Annotated in this window: 20 protein-coding genes; 6 read left to right on the top strand and 14 right to left on the bottom strand. The window is 65.1% G+C overall.

Features of this window, described 5'->3' with window-relative positions; translation table 11 throughout:
* The first annotated feature begins 27 nt into the window (after positions 1-27).
* The gene (gene ald, locus H9532_RS13185) at positions 28-1161 is read left to right on the top strand and encodes an alanine dehydrogenase (RefSeq protein WP_296369275.1); all 1134 of its coding nucleotides are present in this window, start codon (positions 28-30) and stop codon (positions 1159-1161) included.
* Between the two features lie 85 nt (positions 1162-1246).
* The gene (locus H9532_RS13180) at positions 1247-1549 is read left to right on the top strand and encodes a hypothetical protein (RefSeq protein ID WP_296369273.1); all 303 of its coding nucleotides are present in this window, start codon (positions 1247-1249) and stop codon (positions 1547-1549) included.
* Here the strand turns inward: H9532_RS13180 and H9532_RS13175 are convergent.
* From H9532_RS13175 to H9532_RS13110, 14 genes are all read right to left on the bottom strand, one after another.
* Entirely contained in the window at positions 1539-1991 is a 453-nt protein-coding gene (locus H9532_RS13175; protein WP_296369271.1) for a YchJ family metal-binding protein, read from the bottom strand. The genes H9532_RS13180 and H9532_RS13175 overlap by 11 nt on opposite strands.
* Positions 1991-3061, bottom strand: coding sequence for a DUF3326 domain-containing protein (locus H9532_RS13170; RefSeq protein WP_296369572.1), 1071 nt, complete (start codon positions 3059-3061; stop codon positions 1991-1993). Before H9532_RS13170 ends, H9532_RS13175 begins: the two co-directional genes overlap by 1 nt.
* The gene (locus tag H9532_RS13165; RefSeq protein WP_296369269.1) at positions 3061-3270 is read right to left on the bottom strand and encodes a hypothetical protein; all 210 of its coding nucleotides are present in this window, start codon (positions 3268-3270) and stop codon (positions 3061-3063) included. Before H9532_RS13165 ends, H9532_RS13170 begins: the two co-directional genes overlap by 1 nt.
* Positions 3267-3590: a 2Fe-2S iron-sulfur cluster-binding protein gene (locus H9532_RS13160; RefSeq protein WP_296369570.1), complete on the bottom strand. Its 324-nt coding sequence runs from the start codon at positions 3588-3590 to the stop codon at positions 3267-3269. The genes H9532_RS13165 and H9532_RS13160 overlap by 4 nt, the downstream gene beginning before the upstream one ends.
* A 32-nt stretch (positions 3591-3622) precedes the next feature.
* Positions 3623-4360, bottom strand: a complete 738-nt coding sequence (locus H9532_RS13155) for a putative 2OG-Fe(II) oxygenase (protein ID WP_296369265.1) — start codon at positions 4358-4360, stop codon at positions 3623-3625.
* A gap of 176 nt (positions 4361-4536) precedes the next feature.
* Positions 4537-5490 carry a F0F1 ATP synthase subunit gamma gene (locus H9532_RS13150; RefSeq protein ID WP_296369263.1) on the bottom strand — a complete coding sequence of 318 codons (954 nt, stop codon included), beginning with the start codon at positions 5488-5490 and terminating at the stop codon, positions 4537-4539.
* A 30-nt stretch (positions 5491-5520) separates the two neighbouring features.
* Positions 5521-7038, bottom strand: coding sequence for a F0F1 ATP synthase subunit alpha (atpA, locus tag H9532_RS13145; RefSeq protein ID WP_296369261.1), 1518 nt, complete (start codon positions 7036-7038; stop codon positions 5521-5523).
* A gap of 52 nt (positions 7039-7090) precedes the next feature.
* Entirely contained in the window at positions 7091-7639 is a 549-nt protein-coding gene (atpH, locus tag H9532_RS13140) for an ATP synthase F1 subunit delta (protein WP_296369259.1), read from the bottom strand.
* Complete coding sequence (locus H9532_RS13135) at positions 7639-8157, bottom strand: F0F1 ATP synthase subunit B (protein WP_296369257.1); 519 nt, start codon at positions 8155-8157, stop codon at positions 7639-7641. Before H9532_RS13135 ends, atpH begins: the two co-directional genes overlap by 1 nt.
* Positions 8154-8615 carry a F0F1 ATP synthase subunit B' gene (locus H9532_RS13130; protein ID WP_010310938.1) on the bottom strand — a complete coding sequence of 154 codons (462 nt, stop codon included), beginning with the start codon at positions 8613-8615 and terminating at the stop codon, positions 8154-8156. The genes H9532_RS13135 and H9532_RS13130 overlap by 4 nt, the downstream gene beginning before the upstream one ends.
* Before the next feature lie 105 nt (positions 8616-8720).
* On the bottom strand, positions 8721-8969 hold the full coding sequence (gene atpE, locus H9532_RS13125) for an ATP synthase F0 subunit C (RefSeq protein WP_010310940.1): 249 nt from the start codon (positions 8967-8969) through the stop codon (positions 8721-8723).
* A 170-nt stretch (positions 8970-9139) separates the two neighbouring features.
* Positions 9140-9868 carry a F0F1 ATP synthase subunit A gene (gene atpB / locus H9532_RS13120; protein ID WP_010310941.1) on the bottom strand — a complete coding sequence of 243 codons (729 nt, stop codon included), beginning with the start codon at positions 9866-9868 and terminating at the stop codon, positions 9140-9142.
* A gap of 50 nt (positions 9869-9918) precedes the next feature.
* A complete protein-coding gene (locus H9532_RS13115) occupies positions 9919-10374 on the bottom strand; it encodes an ATP synthase (RefSeq protein WP_296369253.1) in 456 nt (151 codons plus the stop codon).
* A 35-nt stretch (positions 10375-10409) separates the two neighbouring features.
* The gene (locus H9532_RS13110; RefSeq protein WP_296369251.1) at positions 10410-11630 is read right to left on the bottom strand and encodes a class I SAM-dependent methyltransferase; all 1221 of its coding nucleotides are present in this window, start codon (positions 11628-11630) and stop codon (positions 10410-10412) included.
* A 152-nt stretch (positions 11631-11782) separates the two neighbouring features.
* Here H9532_RS13110 and H9532_RS13105 point away from each other — a divergent pair, with 152 nt between their 5' ends.
* The 4 genes from H9532_RS13105 (at position 11783) to H9532_RS13090 (ending at position 16501) form a co-directional block, all read left to right on the top strand.
* Positions 11783-14815, top strand: a complete 3033-nt coding sequence (locus H9532_RS13105; RefSeq protein WP_296369248.1) for a phycobilisome rod-core linker polypeptide — start codon at positions 11783-11785, stop codon at positions 14813-14815.
* 436 nt (positions 14816-15251) lie between these two features.
* Entirely contained in the window at positions 15252-15737 is a 486-nt protein-coding gene (locus H9532_RS13100; RefSeq protein ID WP_010310950.1) for an allophycocyanin subunit alpha, read from the top strand.
* 41 nt (positions 15738-15778) lie between these two features.
* Positions 15779-16267 carry an allophycocyanin subunit beta gene (gene apcB, locus H9532_RS13095; RefSeq protein WP_010310952.1) on the top strand — a complete coding sequence of 163 codons (489 nt, stop codon included), beginning with the start codon at positions 15779-15781 and terminating at the stop codon, positions 16265-16267.
* Positions 16268-16300: 33 nt separating this feature from the next.
* Positions 16301-16501, top strand: a complete 201-nt coding sequence (locus H9532_RS13090) for a phycobilisome linker polypeptide (protein ID WP_010310954.1) — start codon at positions 16301-16303, stop codon at positions 16499-16501.
* The last annotated feature ends 38 nt before the right edge of the window (positions 16502-16539 follow it).

The following is a 16539-nucleotide window of genomic DNA, read 5'->3' as shown; positions in this document are numbered from 1 at the left end:
AGGGCGATCCGCCACCGCGATCGCGCCATGGCCGCCACCATCGCCCCGATCGCCAGCATCGGCGTGCCGCGGGAGATCAAGCCCGATGAACGGCGGGTGGCGCTCACGCCCGATGCGGTGCGCGAGCTCGCGAGCCATGGGCTGCAGGTGCGCATCGAACAGGGCGCTGGCGAAGGAGCCGGCATCAGCGATGCAGCCTTTGAAGCCGCCGGTGCCGCCGTGGTGGATCAAACGGAGGCCTGGGCTGCCCATCTGGTGGTCAAGGTGAAGGAACCGCAGCCCGAAGAGTTCGTCTTCCTGCGGCCCGATCTGGTGCTGTTCACTTATCTGCACCTGGCGGCTTACCCCGCGGTGGGCCGAGCCTTGCTGCAGTCAGGCACCACCGCCATCGCCTACGAAACGGTGCAACTGGCCGATGGCAGCCTGCCTCTGCTGGCGCCGATGAGTGAGATCGCCGGCCGGCTCGCGGCCCAGGTGGGTGCGCGCCTGCTCGAGAAACCCCAGGGCGGGCGGGGCGTCTTGATCGGAGGCTGCACCGGCGTGCGGCCGGCCCGGGTGGTGGTGCTTGGTGCCGGCAGTGTGGGTTGGAATGCCGCTCGGCTGGCCGCCGCCATGGATGCGGAGGTGTTCCTGCTCGACCTCTCCCCCGAGCGGCTGCGGCGCCTGGAAAACCAGCGGCAGGGCCGCCTGGTGAGCCTGGTGAGTAGCCGCGGCCTGCTGGAGCGGCTCGTGCCCTCCGCCGATCTCCTGATCGGTGCGGTGCTGCTGCCGGCCGATCGCGCTCCCACCTTGGTTGAGGAAGCCCTGGTGGCGCAGATGCAACCGGGCTCGGTGATCGTGGATGTGGCGATCGATCAGGGCGGCTGCATCGCCACCAGCCGCGAAACCACCCACACCGATCCCGTGGTACGCATTCACGGGGTGCAGCACTACGCCGTGGGCAACATGCCCGGGGCCGTTCCCTTCACGTCCACCGAAGCGCTGGTGAGTGTCACCCTCCCCTACATCGCCGCCGTGGCTGGTCGCGGGCTGGTGGAAGCCGTCACCGATCGGCCTGAGCTGGTGTCTGGGCTGAACACGGTGGAGGGATCGCTCTGCCATCCCGGCGTGGCCAAGGCCCTGGGGCTGCCCACGCGGCATCCGATGGCCTGCCTGAGCTGAAGCGCCGGAGTGGAAAACAATCTGAGCAGGCGGTGAACCCTGCACCGCGCCATCCATACGTTGAAGGCACGGCCCGTCCCACGCCATGGCCTACTGCCGCGCCCTCGTTCCCTTCCACGGCTCCCGCTCCCCGGGAGAGCTGCTGCGCCCCCTGCTGGAGCAGCTCGGCCTTGAGGTGGAGCAACCCGACCAGCGCACCCTGATGGCGTTCGAGCGGCCCTGCTCCGGCCGCCGCGTGAACGATTACGTGCGGGTGTGGGCCGACTGGAGCGACATCGCCAGCACCGGAGAGCTCTGGCTTGAAACCCTGAGCGGTGAATGCATGGCCCGATCGAGCACCCGCTGCGCCTCGGTGCTCGATCGGATCTGCACCGGGCTCAACCGCTGAGCTCGAGCGCCTCGAGGTAGAGCCAAGCCCCATCGGGCCTGCCACCCTCGCGGGCAAAGCGGGAGCACTCCCGCAGGGTCCCCCGCTCCGCACCAGCGCTGTAGTGCGCGATGAAGGTCACGGTGCCCTCCAGATCGTCAGGGCCGCCGGCTTCTGTGGCCACGATCTCCAGACCACGCCAACGTAGCTTCCGGCAGCTGGCCTCCAGCGAACGGCGCCGGGCCTGCACGGGTTGCTCGGAGGGTTGTGTGCGCAGCAGATGATCAATCTGGGCGAGGGCAAAGGCGCTGTAGCGCGAGCGCATCAGCTGCTCAGCCGTGGCGACAGCTTGTTCCTGCCGGTGCAGCGGGCGGCAGCAACGGCCATAACTGGCGCCCACACTGCTGCCACCGCAGGGGCAAGGCTGCTGCGGGTCTGGGCCTGTGCTGCCAAAGCCCGCCATCAGGCCTGCAGCCGCAAAGGGGGCAACGGCCGGCGCAACGCGGCAGGAGCGATTCCCTCGCGCAGCGCCAACACCAGCCCCGCCGCCTCGCTGTAGCTGGAGGCCGCAATCACCTCGAGCCCCAGCACCTCTGCCGTCACCGCCAGCAGGCAGGGGTTATCAACGGCTATCACGGGAATGCCGCGTTCAGCGCAAGCCAATACAGCGCCGCCGCCGAGCGCTCCCGCTGGAGCAATCACAGCGCCCACCGCATCAATCCCCAGCGCGGAGCTCGTCGCCCCGCCCACGACAGGTGAGGGTGCGGCAGGCAACAGATCCGGTGCCCTGCTCAGGCCCACCAAAACACAGGGCAGAAAGGTGAAGCCCAGCTCCTCGCCGGCAGCACGGGGGTCGAGATCGGGATCGAGCGGCAGCGGGCTGAGGGCCGGCGCATGGGCACAGGGCAAACCCAGCTCACGGCTGAGCAGGTGGCTGATCACCGCTTCGGCACCGGCCAGAGCATCCACGCCACTGCCTTGGCGGTAGGCCGCCAGGGCTTCGCTGTCTGGATCATCGGGGAAGCGGGCGACCACGGCGATGGCGGTGGCCCCTGCGGCCTTGAGCTGTCGGCCGGCCCGCAGCAGCGCCTCCGGCTGGCCCAGCTGCCCCCAGCTGACGCCACTGACCCCAAGGCTGAGGCTCACCTCCAGAGGACGATCCGTGATCACCACCGGGCCGATCTCAAGCCCGAGGGTGGCGCGGCACCCATCGGCCACCTGCAGGTGACGCTGACGTAACTCAGGCTCGATGCCGGCATCCAGCAACAACCCCACCCGCTGCTGGCGAACCGGTTGGAGCAGAAGCTCCCCCGCCGCGAAGCGATCGAGACTGGATCCCTCCACGTAGTGGATGCGCGGATCACTCCAATAGAGAGCCGCCCCATTCATCACGTTGGGATGGGTGATCAGGCAGCCGCTGGCCGCCGCAAGCAAGCGTGCCGCCGGCAGGGCATCGCCGGCGTATCCGCCCACGGCACACCCAATGCCGGTGGGGATCACCAACAGGGTGGGCAGGGCTGGAGACGTGCTGATCACGCGTCAACAACCTCCGCAGCAACGCCGCTGAGCACAACGGCCTCGATCTGGAGCAATGGCGGCTGCTCTGGGCGGTGCTGAACGGCGGTGATTGCCCAGCGCAGTGGCGTGCCATGGGCGCGAACCGCCGCTTCAACCTGAGCACGCAAGGAGCCGGACTGGCGTTCGAGCTGCAGCAGCAGCGGGAGCAGCTGGACGCTGCTCACTTCTGGTACTGACCGAACTGCGCTTCGTAAAGGGCATCTTCTTGGCCGGCGGTGAGCTTGAGATCACTGCGAGGGAACGCCACGCAGAGCAGCGCGTAGCCCTGCTCCTGCAGCTCGGCCTTCACGCCCATGGCATCCGGCTGGTGCACGCTGCCCTCATGGATGCGGGCGGCACAGGTGGTGCACACGCCGGAGCAACAGGAGCTGGGCAGATCCACACCGGCGGCCTCCGCAGCGGCCAGCACGGTCTGCTCAGCGCTGCAGCTGAAGCTGTGGCTGGTGCCGTTGATCTCGCAAACAACGGTGTAGGTGTCGCTCATGGGGCGCAGCGGCAGCTGGGGCTGGTGGCCGTTCATTGTCCCGGATCACCGGCCCGCTGCTGCAGCTCCGTCCATTGAGCCGGATGGGGAGCCAGGTATTCCGGTGGGGCCGCATCAGCCGGCCCGGCGAAGGGAGCGGTGAGCGCCAGATCGAATGCCAGCGACAGCCGCAGGTCCTCGTCGTCGTCGTTGGAGGTCACAGCGTGATCCGTGTGGGCAGGGAAGAACACGAGCAGGCCTGCCTGCGGCGCCACATCCACCCAGGGAGCATTCCAACGCAGGCCTCCTGCGGAATCGGCATCGATCGGGCCGCCATGGCCCACCGCCAAACCGAGCACCAGCTCGTTGCTCTGCTGACGAGGGAACAGGCGCAGGTAGCCGCTGCGGCCACTGCCATCCCCGTTGAGATACAGCACGGCACTGAGATGCGCATTGGGATGGTGATGACGGCCCACCACCTGGCCCGGCTCACTCACCACCGGCCAGGCCCGCTGCACATGCAGCGCCACACTCCCCTCGCGAAAACCGAGGTCCTGCAGGTACCCCCAGGCCTGGCGCTCCACCTCTGCCGTGATCGCCGCAAAGGCCTCCAGCCGGTGCACCTGCCAAATGCCGTTGATATCCCCCGTCCAGGCGCAACCAGGCATGGGATTGCCCACGGCATCGCCGCGCAACGCCAGCACCTCCTGCATCAACAACGCCAGATCCCAAGGATCCAGCCGCAACTGCACCCGCCCCAAGGCCAACGGAAATAGCGCCTGCAACTCCATCCCCATCAACCACTCACCCGTGCTGCCATCCGTTCATCCTGCGCCCGGATCGAGGCTGGGGCCGCAGGGAACTGACTCCCCGATGGCGGCCAAATGAAAACCCTCGCCCCGCAGAGGCCGTATCCGCGAAGCGGTAACGGCCGAACGGGGCGAGGGTTTTCGGTTGGCTAAACGCCTCAGGCCATGGCAGCCGCACCACCTACCACTTCCAGGATCTCCTGGGTAATGGCGGCCTGGCGGGCCTTGTTGTAGTCGAGGGTGAGGGTTTTCGCGAGCGCCTTTGCGTTATCGCTGGCGTTGTTCATGGCCGTCATCCGGCTGGCCAGCTCGGAAGCTGCGGCTTCCTGGAGGGAGCGCAGCAGCTGGTTTTGCAGATAGAGCGGCAGCAGAGCGTTGAGGAGCTGCTCAGGGGTCTGCTCAAACACCAGATCAGAGGGCAGAGCTGGTTGCTCATTGGCAACCTTGCCTGTCTCCACGCCCAACTGACCATCGCGGGTGGTGAGACGGAAAATCTCATCATCCGGGCTGGCAATGCCCTGGGGATCCAGGGGCAGCAGAGTTTGCGACACGGGCTTGGAGCTCACCAGGTTGATGAACTTGGTGAAGATGATCTCCACGCGATCGGTACTGCCAGAGAGGAACTCCGCCAGCACTTCCTCAGCGATCTTGCCTGCTTCAGAAGCATTGGGCACCTGCTCGAGCCCCATAAAGGTGGCGCGAATGGTGTACTGGCTGGAACGGTTTTGGAAGTAGGTGGCCACTTTCCGGCCGATCAGCACCAGGTCAACCTTGTAGCCCTGAGCGGTGAGCTCAGCGTGACGTTGCTCGGTGCGCTTAATGATGTTGGCGTTGTAGCCACCACAGAGACCGCGATCGCCAGTCACGGCGAGCAAGGTGATGGTGCTCACATCGCGACTCTCCAGCAGGGGAGCATCCACCGATTCGAACTGCATGCGGGTCTGGAGGTTCTCCAGAATCCGCGCCAGCCGGTCGGCGAACGGCCGGCTGCGCAGCACCTGCTCCTGGGCCCGGCGCACTTTGGCGGCGGCCACCAGGCGCATAGCCTCGGTGATCTTGCGGGTGTTCTTAACCGAACTGATCCTGTCGCGGATCTCCTTGAGGTTGGCCATGGAAGGGGTTCTCCGGGTTAACCGTCAGGATCAGGCCGCAGCCAGCATCGACGACTTCACTTCATTGATGGCGTCCTTGAGCATGGCCTCAGCCTCGTCGCTGAGCTGCTTCTCGGTCTGCACCTTGTTAATGAACTCGGCCTTGTTGCTCTTGAGGTACTCGCGCAGTTCGCGGCAGAACTGAACCACCGACTCCACGGGCACTTCGTCGATCATGCCCTTCACACCGGCGTACACCACAGCCACCTGCTCAGCCAGGATCAGGGGGCTGAACTGGGGCTGCTTGAGGATCTCGCGCAGACGCTTGCCGCGGGCCAGCTGCTGCTGGGTGGCGGCGTCGAGGTCGGAGGCGAACTGGGAGAAGGCAGCCAATTCGTCGAACTGAGCCAGCTCGAGCTTGAGGGTACCGGCAATCTTCTTGATGGCCTTGGTCTGGGCAGCACCGCCCACACGGCTCACCGAGATACCCACGTTGATGGCGGGGCGCAGACCGGAGTTGAACAGGTCGGAACTGAGGAACACCTGACCATCGGTGATCGAAATCACGTTGGTGGGGATGTAGGCCGACACGTCACCAGCCTGGGTTTCGATGATCGGCAGGGCGGTCATCGAGCCCTTGCCCATGGCGTCGCTCAGTTTGGCGGCACGCTCGAGCAGACGGCTGTGGCAATAGAACACGTCGCCGGGGTAAGCCTCACGACCGGGGGGACGACGGAGCAGCAGCGACATCTGGCGGTAAGCCTGAGCCTGCTTGGTGAGGTCGTCATAGATGACGAGGGTGGCTTTGCCCTTGTACATGAAGGACTCAGCGATGGCGGCGCCGGTGTAGGGAGCCAGGTACTGCAGCGCAGCCGACTCAGAGGCGTTGGCGGCGACCACGATGGTGTAGTCGAGGGCGCCCTTCTCGCGCAGCACTTCCACCACGTTGGCCACAGAAGCAGCCTTCTGGCCAACAGCCACATAGACGCAAACGACGTCTTCGCCCTTCTGGTTGATGATCGTGTCGATCGCGATGGCGGTTTTGCCGGTCTGGCGGTCGCCAATGATCAGCTCGCGCTGGCCGCGGCCGATGGGGATCATCGCGTCGATGGCGGTGATGCCGGTCTGCATGGGCTCATGCACCGACTTGCGCTGGATGATGCCAGGCGCCATCGACTCGATCAGACGGGTCTCGCTGGTGGCGATGTCGCCCTTGCCATCGATGGGCAGACCCAGGGGGTTCACCACACGGCCGAGCATCGCGTCGCCCACGGGCACCGAGGCGATCTTGCCGGTGGCCTTCACGGTGCTGCCTTCCTGGATGCCCCGGCCCTCGCCCATCAGCACCGCGCCGACGTTGTCGTCTTCGAGGTTCAGAGCGATGCCCTCGGTGCCGTCTTCGAACTGCACAAGCTCACCGGCCATGACCTGATCGAGGCCATAGATGCGGGCGATACCGTCGCCGATCTGCAGCACGGTGCCGACGTTGCTGACGGAAACCGACTTGTCGTAATCAGCGATCTGCTGCTTGAGGATCGCGCTGATCTCGTCGGGGCGGATGGAAACCATGGGAGGCGAGAAAGATGAGGACGGGGTGTGAGGAAAGGATTCGGGTGCGGGGCTAGCCCACCTTGGCCAGCGCCAGTCCGAGGCGACGCACCTGACCCGCGAGGCTGGCGTCAATCACCTTGGAGCCAACCTTCACGACGAAGCCGCCGATCAGATCAGGATCCACAGAGAGGTTGATTTCCAGCTTGTCGGTACCGGCCACGGCCTGAACCTTCTTGCTGAGCTCGGCTTGCTGCTCTTCGCTGAGAGCTGTGGCCGAAGTCACGTTGGCGAGAGCGATGTTGCGCTGCTCGCGGTAGAGCTCGAGCATGCGATCAAGCACAGCGTCGAGCACGCCGATGCGCTGACGATCGGCCAGCAGCTTCAGCAGGTTGAGGAAAGAAGGGGTGAGCTGATCTGTGAACAGCTTCTCGAGAGCAGCCTTCTTGGCCTCCACTTCGAGAACGGGCGAAGCCATGGCCTGGCGCAGCTCGGGTGAGTCGTGCCACAGGGCGAGAACGGCCTTGGCCTGATCCACCACCTGGTCGACTTCCTGGCGGCTCTCAGCCACCTGCAGGAAGGCTTCGGCGTAGGGGGTGGTAATCGTGTTGAGCAGCGGCATCAGGCGTTCCCCAGGGTGTTGATGGACTGGCTGACCAGCTGGGCCTGGGCCTCAGGGCTGAGCTTGCCGGGGAGCGTGGCCAGAGCTTTTTCAATCGCCAGGCGGGCAGCCTCACGGCGGAGCTGATTGCTCACGCGAGCAGCCTCGGCATCCATATCGGCAGCAGCACCCTGCTTGAGACGAGCCATCTCATCGATGGTGCGCTTCTCGCTTTCGAGACGGATGGCTTCGGCACGGGCTTTGCCGTCAGCACGGATCTGCTCGGCCTTCTGCTGAGCCTCGGCGAGGTCCTTCTGAGCCTGGGCGAGTTGTGTGGTGGCGCTGGCCAGACGCTCCTCGGCATCTTTGAGGTCGGCCAGGATGATCGCCCGACGCCGCTCAAGAATGCCGCCCAGGAAATTGGGCAGAAACTTGTAGAGGGCGAAAATGACGATCGCCAGGTTGATGATGTTGGTCTCGAACACGTTGAGGTTCAGACCAAAGCCACCGTGGTTGGCGAAAAGGCTTGGGAAAGTCATTTGGCGGCCAGCAGACGGTCGACGATCAGGTCACCGAGCTTCTCGGCGTCACCCTTGAGCTGGCCAAGGGCCGATTCCCGCTGGGCATCGATCTCACGACGCGCCTGTTCACGGGAGGCATTCGCTTCTGCCGTGGCCGTGGCCAGGGCTTCGCGATAGAGCTTGTCGGAATCCTGTTCCGCTTCTTGAATCAGCTGTTGGGTGGCCTTGCGGGCCTCCTTGAGCTGCTCACGCAGATCCGCCTCCAGACGCTCCACCTGAGCCAGCTTTTGCTTGGCCTCGGCACGGCTGGTGGTGATGTAGCCCTCACGCTCCTCCACGACCCGTCCAACGGGGCGGAAGAACAGGGCATTGAGAATGAAGGTGAGGAGAACCACCTGCACCGCCATCAGCGGCAGGGTGGCATCGAGGTCAAACAGACCTCCCTCCGTTGCACCAAGCAGGAGCCAGCTGGTCATGAGGCGGGGGTGCGGGCGGATGAAAGCGGTCGCGTGCGGATGCAGTGAGGTGAAACGAGTGCGGAGACCCGGCCAGTGCCAGGCCTCCGCTCACCTCAGGCGCGATCAGCCGGCGAAGGGGTTGGCGAACAGCAGCACCAGTGCGACCACAAGGCCGTAGATGGTGAGAGCTTCCATGAAGGCCAGCGACAGCAGCAGGGTGCCGCGGATCTTGCCGTCGGCCTCGGGCTGACGAGCGATGCCTTCAACAGCGGAACCGGCTGCGGTGCCCTGACCGATACCAGGGCCGATGGCGCCGAGGCCGACAGCCAGACCAGCCGCGATAACAGACGCAGCGGAGGTGATGGAATCCATGGTGGAACGAAGGATGTAGGGCGCTGGGAGAGCGCGGACGGGGACCGGGACGTTATCCCTGCGCCTGGGACATCTCGGATTGACTCGAGATGGGCCCGGATCGTGCCGGACCTGCGCGCAAGGAGTTTGCCAGAGCGGGTGTCCTGCTCTGGCGGGGTTGAGGACAGGCCTCAGTGATGTTCTTCGTGCACCGCTTCACCGATGTAATTACCGGCGAGGGTGGCGAAGATCAGTGCCTGGATCGCGCTGGTAAACAGGCCCAGGAACATGGCCGGCAGGGGCACCAGCAGAGGCACCAGGAATGCCAGCACAGCCACCACCAGTTCGTCAGCCAGGATGTTTCCGAACAGACGGAACGACAGCGACAGAGGCTTGGTGAAGTCTTCGATGATCTTGAACGGGAGCATGATCGGGGTCGGCTCCACGTAGTACTCGAAGTACCGGAATCCTTTGCGGCTCAGGCCTGCGTAGAAGTAGGCCAAGGACACCAGGAGGGCCAGGGCCACGGTGGTGTTGATGTCGGCAGTCGGAGCGCCGAGCTCACCTTCGGGAAGATGAATCAGCTTCCAAGGCACCAGGGCGCCGCCCCAGTTGCACACAAAGATGAACAGGAACAGGGTGCCGATGAAAGGCAGCCAATCGCGGTAAGCCTTCTCACCGATCTGCTCGCGGGCGAGATCACGGATGTAATCCCACAGAAACTCGAGCAGGTTCTGCATGCCGCGCGGATCGCGCTCCATCTTGCGGCTGCCCACCAGCACAAAGGCCAGCAGAGCACCAATCACCACCCAGGAGCTGAGAAACACCTGGCCGTGGATCTTGAGATTGCCCAGCTGCCAATAGAGGTGCTGACCCACCTCCAGTTCGGCAAAGGGAAGAGCGAGTGGCAAGAAACCCATCGGGTTGTGCGTTCGGTGTCGCGGGAGCGACGGTTCAGGGAGAGGTCAGCTCAGGAATCGAGCAGAACCTGAAGAATCAAGGCCGGTTTGTAGAGCAGGAAGCCGAGCAGCGCCGGCAGGAGCTCCAGCTGGGGAAGGCGGGCCGAGGCCAACACCAACACCACGGGCACAAGCAGCTGCGTCTTGCCCACCTTCTTGGCGCCGTTGCCGAGCTTGCCCACGCTGCGAGCGAGAAGCCGCAGATAGAGCAAACCGCCGAGTGCACCCACCAGCAGTGAGCCGGCGATGTGAAGGTTGAATGCCAGGGCCGTGATCAGCACCGCAATGGCGGACACGATCAAGGTGGCCAGGAGCAGACGCCGCTGGAGGCGCAGGTAGTCGTCGGAGGAAACTGCCGCAGCCTCGGGGACTGGATCAGCTGCCACCACTGGCAGATCCTCGCCCTCACCTTGCAACACCTCAGATGAAGCGCTGTCGTTGTGAGGGAGCGGGGGGGTTGCCAGCAAGGGCTCCTGCGCTCTGAAAAGGCGCGCGGAATCTATCACGCAGCGCCGCCGGCACCGGGCTGAAGCAGCAGCACGCGCTGTGCGAGCAAGTTCCTTGCCACAGAAGCGATCTGCCCCTCAGACCAGCCCAGAGGCAACCGTCCGATCGGCGTCAGGGCTGGTGCCAGCTCCAGCGCCTGCATCAGGGCCAATCCATCGGCAGTCAGATCGAGCGGCGCCATATCGGAATCGAGCAACGCTGCACCAGGCCACCCCCAGAGACAGGGGTTGCGCTGACCTGCTGCCGCGAGCAGAGCCGCGTCGTCCTCCCAGCTCCAGCGCTTCAGGGGCGGTTTGGCCAGGAAGAACTCGAAATGGCTGATATCGGGATCGAGGTCCTCCACGAGCTGCCACTGCTGCAAGGGCGGCAGGGCCTGAGCCCGTTCCAACAGTTCGCCCTGCAGCAGCCGGGCCGGATCCCACACCTGGGGATTGGAAAAACCGGCGAACTCCAGATCGGCGGAGGCCACAAAGGCCATCAGCCGCTCGAGGTTGTAGCTGGTCTCCTGGGGATGGAGATACATGTCGGCGAAGTTGGCGTCCGCCGCGCAATCCATCACCCAGCGCTGCTCGTGGTGATGGCGCAGCCGGTTGTGCTCTGGCAGTTCGGCCAACAGCTGCCGCCCCAGCCGCAGCCCTTCCTCGCCCGTACCCACGCCCATGGCTGTGAGCGCACGCTGGGTCCGATGGATCTCCCAGCGGCCGCCATCGGCATAGAGGAAGAGATGCAGCAGCGCCCCGGGCTTCAGCAGCGCCGCCAAAGCCTTGAGTCCAGCTTCCGGCTGCCGCAGGTGATGGAGCACTCCAACAGAATTGATGTAGTCGAAGGCTCCTTCCCCCTCCAGCTCCAGCAGGCTGCGGTTTTCAATGCGCACCTGGGCCCTTTGGTGACCTCCGGAGCGGCGCAGGCGCTCCCGCGCCACCTCGAGGGTTCCCGGCGAGATGTCCACGGCCAGGATCTCAGCGCCAGGGTTGAGATGGGCCAGGTAATCGGTGCTCACACCGGTGCCGCAGCCGGCATCCAGCACGCGCAGGGGCGCTCCATCCGCCGAACGGGGTGCCACAGCACGGGTGCAGGCGGCGTAAGCCGCATCCACGCACCAGCGCCAGTTGTATCCAGGCGGTGGGCCGTCCTGCAGGGGGTCACCGGGATAGGGAAATCGGTCGTAAAACGCGCTCACCACTGGGGTGGCGGCATCAGCCGGGGCCTGGGTCATGGCGCAGGAACAGCTCCGCAACCGAGCGAGCTTTTCATGGCTCGGGGGGCCGAGAGGCCGGGGTTCCGGCCCGGCTGCAAACATTTGTTCATGGGCCGCCGGGAGGCCAGAGGGCCAGCCGTAACGTGCCTTGGCCTGGTTCGCTCTCCTCCATGACTGTGACCGCCAGCAGCGGCAGCAGCAGGGTTGCTCCTCAGCGCTACGACACCCTGCCGCTCTCCAGCGTCCGCGAGGCGGAACAGCAGGACCGCTTCCTCGATGGCGGTGAGCTGAACACCCTGGTGACCTTCTTCCAGAGCGGTCAGCTGCGTGTCGAAGCCGCCCGTCGCCTCTCGGCCAACGCCGAGGCGATCGTGGCCCGTGCCGCCAGCCGGATCTTTGCCGGCGGCACGCCGCTCTCCTACCTCGATGCGCCCCTGAGCCCTGCGGTGGACGCCGGTGCCACCCCATTGGCCACCGACCAAGCCGCGTTCCAGCGCTCCGTTCAAACCTTTGCCGGCGCTAGCGGCGCCAACAAGCGGGGCAATGCGCTCTCCCGCCTGCTCGAGGGCGCCGGTGGCGATGCCGACGTGCGCGTCGTGCTGCCCACTGGCTTCAGCCCGATCTCGGTGGCCCGCTACGGCACCGAGCGGATGAAGAAGTCGATCCGCGACCTGGCCTGGTTCCTGCGCTACGTGGGCTACGCCGTGGTGTCGGGTGACCCCAGCATCCTGCGGGTGAACACCCGCGGCCTGCGCGATGTGCTCGAGAAGGGCTGCTCGCTGGCGGCCACGAACGTGGCCCTGCAGGAAATGCGCGCCGCCTCTGCTGATCTGCTCAAGGATCTGCCCGAAGCGCGCCAGCTGTTGATCGACAGCTTCAACGTGCTGCTCGAAGAGCTCGCCGTTCCCACCCCCTCGCCGCGTCAGCGCCTAGGCAGCCCTGAAAACCAGGGCCTGCAGCTGCCCGCTATCTATGCCCTAGCCGCCCAGGGCAAGGCCCAGCGCTTCAACATGAAGCCTGGCATGAGCGGCGCCCAGAAAGCCGAAGTGGTGCGCGCCGCCTACCGCCAGGTGTTTGAGCGCGACATCGCCAAGGCCTACAGCCAGATGCCCTGCCCGGTGGAAGCCACCCAGGTGCGCCAGGGCGACATCTCGATGCGGGAGTTCATCCGCTCCCTGGGCCACAGCAAGGAATATCAACAACAGTTCTACGGCCGGTTTGTGAACAGCCGTGTGGTGGAGCTGGCCTTCCGCCACTTCCTCGGCCGTGGCATCAGCTCCCGCGAGGAGTTCACCCGCTACTTCGACATTGTCTCCGCCCAGGGCCTCAAGGGCCTGGTCGATTCGCTGGTCAACAGCATGGAGTACGCCCAGGTGTTCGGGGAGGAAACCGTTCCCTACCTGCGCGACATCGGCGAAGAAGCCCAGGAAAGCGCGGGCTGGGGTTCCAACCGCAAGCTGTTCCGCTTCAGCGCACCGTTTGAGGGCGCGCCCCAATACGTCACCCTCTACGCCAGCTATCGCCAGCCCTACGCCGATCAGCACCCCTACGGCGGTGGCAATGATCCCCTGGGCCTGAACTACGGCGCGATCTTCCCCTCGGGAACCGCGAATGTGGGCACCCGGCCTGCACCGATCCGCTACGACGCTCGCCGCATCCTGGTGGGCAACGGCATGCGCCAGCCGGGCCAGATGAACAGCCCGCAGTTCCGCGCCTCCACCCCCCGCAAGCTCGGGCCCAAGGTGGTGCGGCTGCAGCAGATCGCCACGGGCGGCAACTCCGTTCCCCGCCGCGGCGGCCAACCCAGCATCCGCAACACCGAAGCCAGTACGCAGGCCGTGATCCGGGCCGTGTATGTGCAGGTGCTCGGCAACACCGGCTACGCCGGTGAACAAAACAAGGTGGAGGAGATCAAGCTCGAAAACGGCGATCTCAGCCTGCGTGAGTTCGTGCGCCAGGTGGCCCGCAGCGATGCCTTCCGCCGTCGCTACTGGAGCGGCCTCTACATCTGCAAGGCGATCGAGGTGATGCACCGCCGCCTGCTGGGCCGTCCCACCTTCGGCCGTTGGGAGATCGACGCCTACTTCGACGTGGCCGCTCGCAAGGGCTTCTACGGCGTGGTCGACGCCATGCTCAACAGCGCCGAGTACAGCGAATCCTTCGGGGAAGACACCGTTCCCTACGAGCGCTTCATCACCCCCACCGACCTCAACACCCGCCGGGTGCCAGCCCTGAAGCGGGCCTTCAACGCAGCGGCTTACGCCGATATCACGCCGAAGATCCGGCCTGAGGTGAACCCTCCCGAGCGCTTCCGCGGCAGCGGCAGCCTCACTGAGCGCAACCTGCCGGGCCGTAGCGGCGTGATCCGCGGCGTCTGGAGCGCCACTCTCACCGGTGGTGAAACCCTGGCACCCACCGCCAGCGCAGCTGCCGGTCCTGGTTCCGTGCAAACACGGCCGGCCCCTGAACGCCGCTGGAGTGCACCGCGCTGGCAGCCTGGCGGCGGTGCAGCCCCCACCTGGAGCTCCGGCACCACCAGCTTCGTGGCCGCCCCCGCGGCTCCGGCCAGTGGCACCACGATCGGCATTGGCGGCGGCTGGAGTTCGGCTGTGTCGAGCGGTGCAGCTGGCGCGCTGGCTGAGCAACCCGGCGCTGCCATGACCAAGGCCCTCAAGCCTGGCAACCTGCAGGGCTTCAGCAAGCGCCGCAGCCTGGGTAGCACCGTGAAACTCTCGATGCGCCCCAGCAGTGCCGAAGTGAACGAAGCGATCGAAGCGGTGTATCGCCAGCTGCTCGGGCGTCAGCCCCTGGCCGCTGAAGCCCTCGGCGATGCCGAATCGCAATTGCGCAACGGCAAGCTGAGTGTGGCTGAATTCGTGGCAAGGGTTGCCGGCAGCGACTTATTCGTGAGCCGCCTCAACCGCATGGCCCCCTTCAAAGCCGCTGCAGCTGCTTATCTGGCCCTGCTGGGCCGTGCCGCGCAGCCCGCCGAAACCAGCCGTTTCCTGGCCACCCGTTGCAACGACGGCCTGCGCAGTGCCATCGATGCGGTGCTCAACTCCCCCGAGTACGCCAGCAGCTTTGGCCGCGACACCGTGCCTTACCTCAAAGGCATGGGCACCAGCGATGGCATCCCCCTGAGCACGGTGAACCGCACCGCCGCCCTCTATGGCGGCAACGCTGCGCTCAACCCCACCGCCTAAGCCCGGATCGAGCCTCCCCTGAATCGTGTGACGCTTTCGAACCCCCTGCCGGATGGCAGGGGGTTTTTCATGTGCATGGATTTTTTGCAACAAAAGCGCGCATAATTCATGCCAACAAAATGCAACAAAAGCGCGCTTGAAGCGCGATTAATTGTGAACAACTGCCACGCGCATCACGGTGAGCAATCCCCGGGAAAACCCAGTCACCGCAAAGGGTTTCAAGGACACAACTCGCCGTGAAGAACTGTTACCGGGACCCGGGAGGCTGCAGGGCTCTGCCACAGAATGACTCGGCGGTCAGCACTGCTGCCGCGCCTTCAGTCACCCGCCCCCGACGCAGCCTGCTGCGGGAGGAGCACACCTCTGAAGACCTCCCCCCTTACCCACCGGATATCGGTCACCGTTCAGGCGACCGCTTGTTTCGAGGCAGAACTGCATGAGCATCGTCTCCAACTCGATCATCAACGCGGACGCCGAAGCCCGCTACCTCAGCCCTGGCGAACTCGACCAGATCAAGGCTTTCGTGAGCGGCGGTCAGCGTCGTCTTCGCGTCGCCCAGGTCCTGGCCGAAAGCCGCGAGCGCATCGTTAAGACCGCTGGCGGTGCTCTGTTCCAGAAGCGCCCCGACGTCATCTCCCCCGGCGGCAACGCCTACGGCGAGGAAATGACGGCGTCCTGCCTGCGCGACATGGACTACTACCTGCGCCTGGTGACCTACGGCATCGTCGCTGGTGATGTGACCCCGATCGAAGAGATCGGCATCATCGGCGCCAAGGAGATGTACCGCTCCCTGGGCACCCCCCTTGAAGCCATGGCTGAAGCCGTGCGCGAGATGAAGAACGCCGCCATGAGCCTGCTCACCGGCGCTGATGCCGAAGAGGCTGGCTTCTACTTCGACTACGTCGTCGGCGCCCTCTCCTGAGGATCTTCCTTCTCTAACCACTGCCTCTTCCATCAGGTTCCATGCAAGACGCCATCACCAACGTCATCAACCAGGCCGACGTTCAGGGCCTTTACCTGGACACCTCCTCCATGGGCCGCCTGGAGCAGTACTTCGCCAGCGGTGAGCTGCGCGTGCGTGCCGCTGCCACCATCAGCGCTAACGCTTCCGCGATCATCAAGGAAGCGGTAGCCAAGTCGCTGCTGTACTCGGACATCACCCGTCCCGGCGGCAACATGTACACCTGCCGTCGCTATGCAGCCTGCATCCGCGACCTCGACTACTACCTGCGCTACGCCACCTACGCCATGCTGGCTGGTGACACCTCGATCCTCGACGAGCGCGTGCTGAACGGTCTCAAGGAGACCTACAACTCCCTGGGTGTGCCCATCGGCGCCACCGTGCAGTCGATCCAGGCCATGAAGGAAGTGACCGCCTCCCTGGTGGGCCCTGATGCCGGCCGCGAAATGGGCGTGTACTTCGACTACATCAGCTCCGGCCTGGGTAACTGATCCCTGCCTTCGGCAAACCTCGAGGATCCACCCATGCGCCTGTTCAAAGTCACCGCCTGCATCCCCTGCCCTGAAAAGGCCCGTTCCCAGCGCGAGCTGCAGAACACCTTCTTCACCAAGTGGGTGCCTTACGAAAGCTGGTTCGCTGAACAGCAGCGGATCATGAAGCAAGGCGGCAAGATCCTGAAGGTTGAACTGGTCTCCGGTCGCCGTCAGGTGAACGTGGGCAACTGATCTTCAGAGCCAACCCGAGCGATTCGCATCGTTCAAAA

It is taken from the genome of Vulcanococcus sp. Clear-D1 (genome assembly GCF_014654725.1).
Lineage (GTDB): Bacteria > Cyanobacteriota > Cyanobacteriia > PCC-6307 > Cyanobiaceae > Vulcanococcus.
Note: the sequence above shows the minus strand (reverse complement) of the source record. Positions and strands in the feature narration are given on the sequence as shown.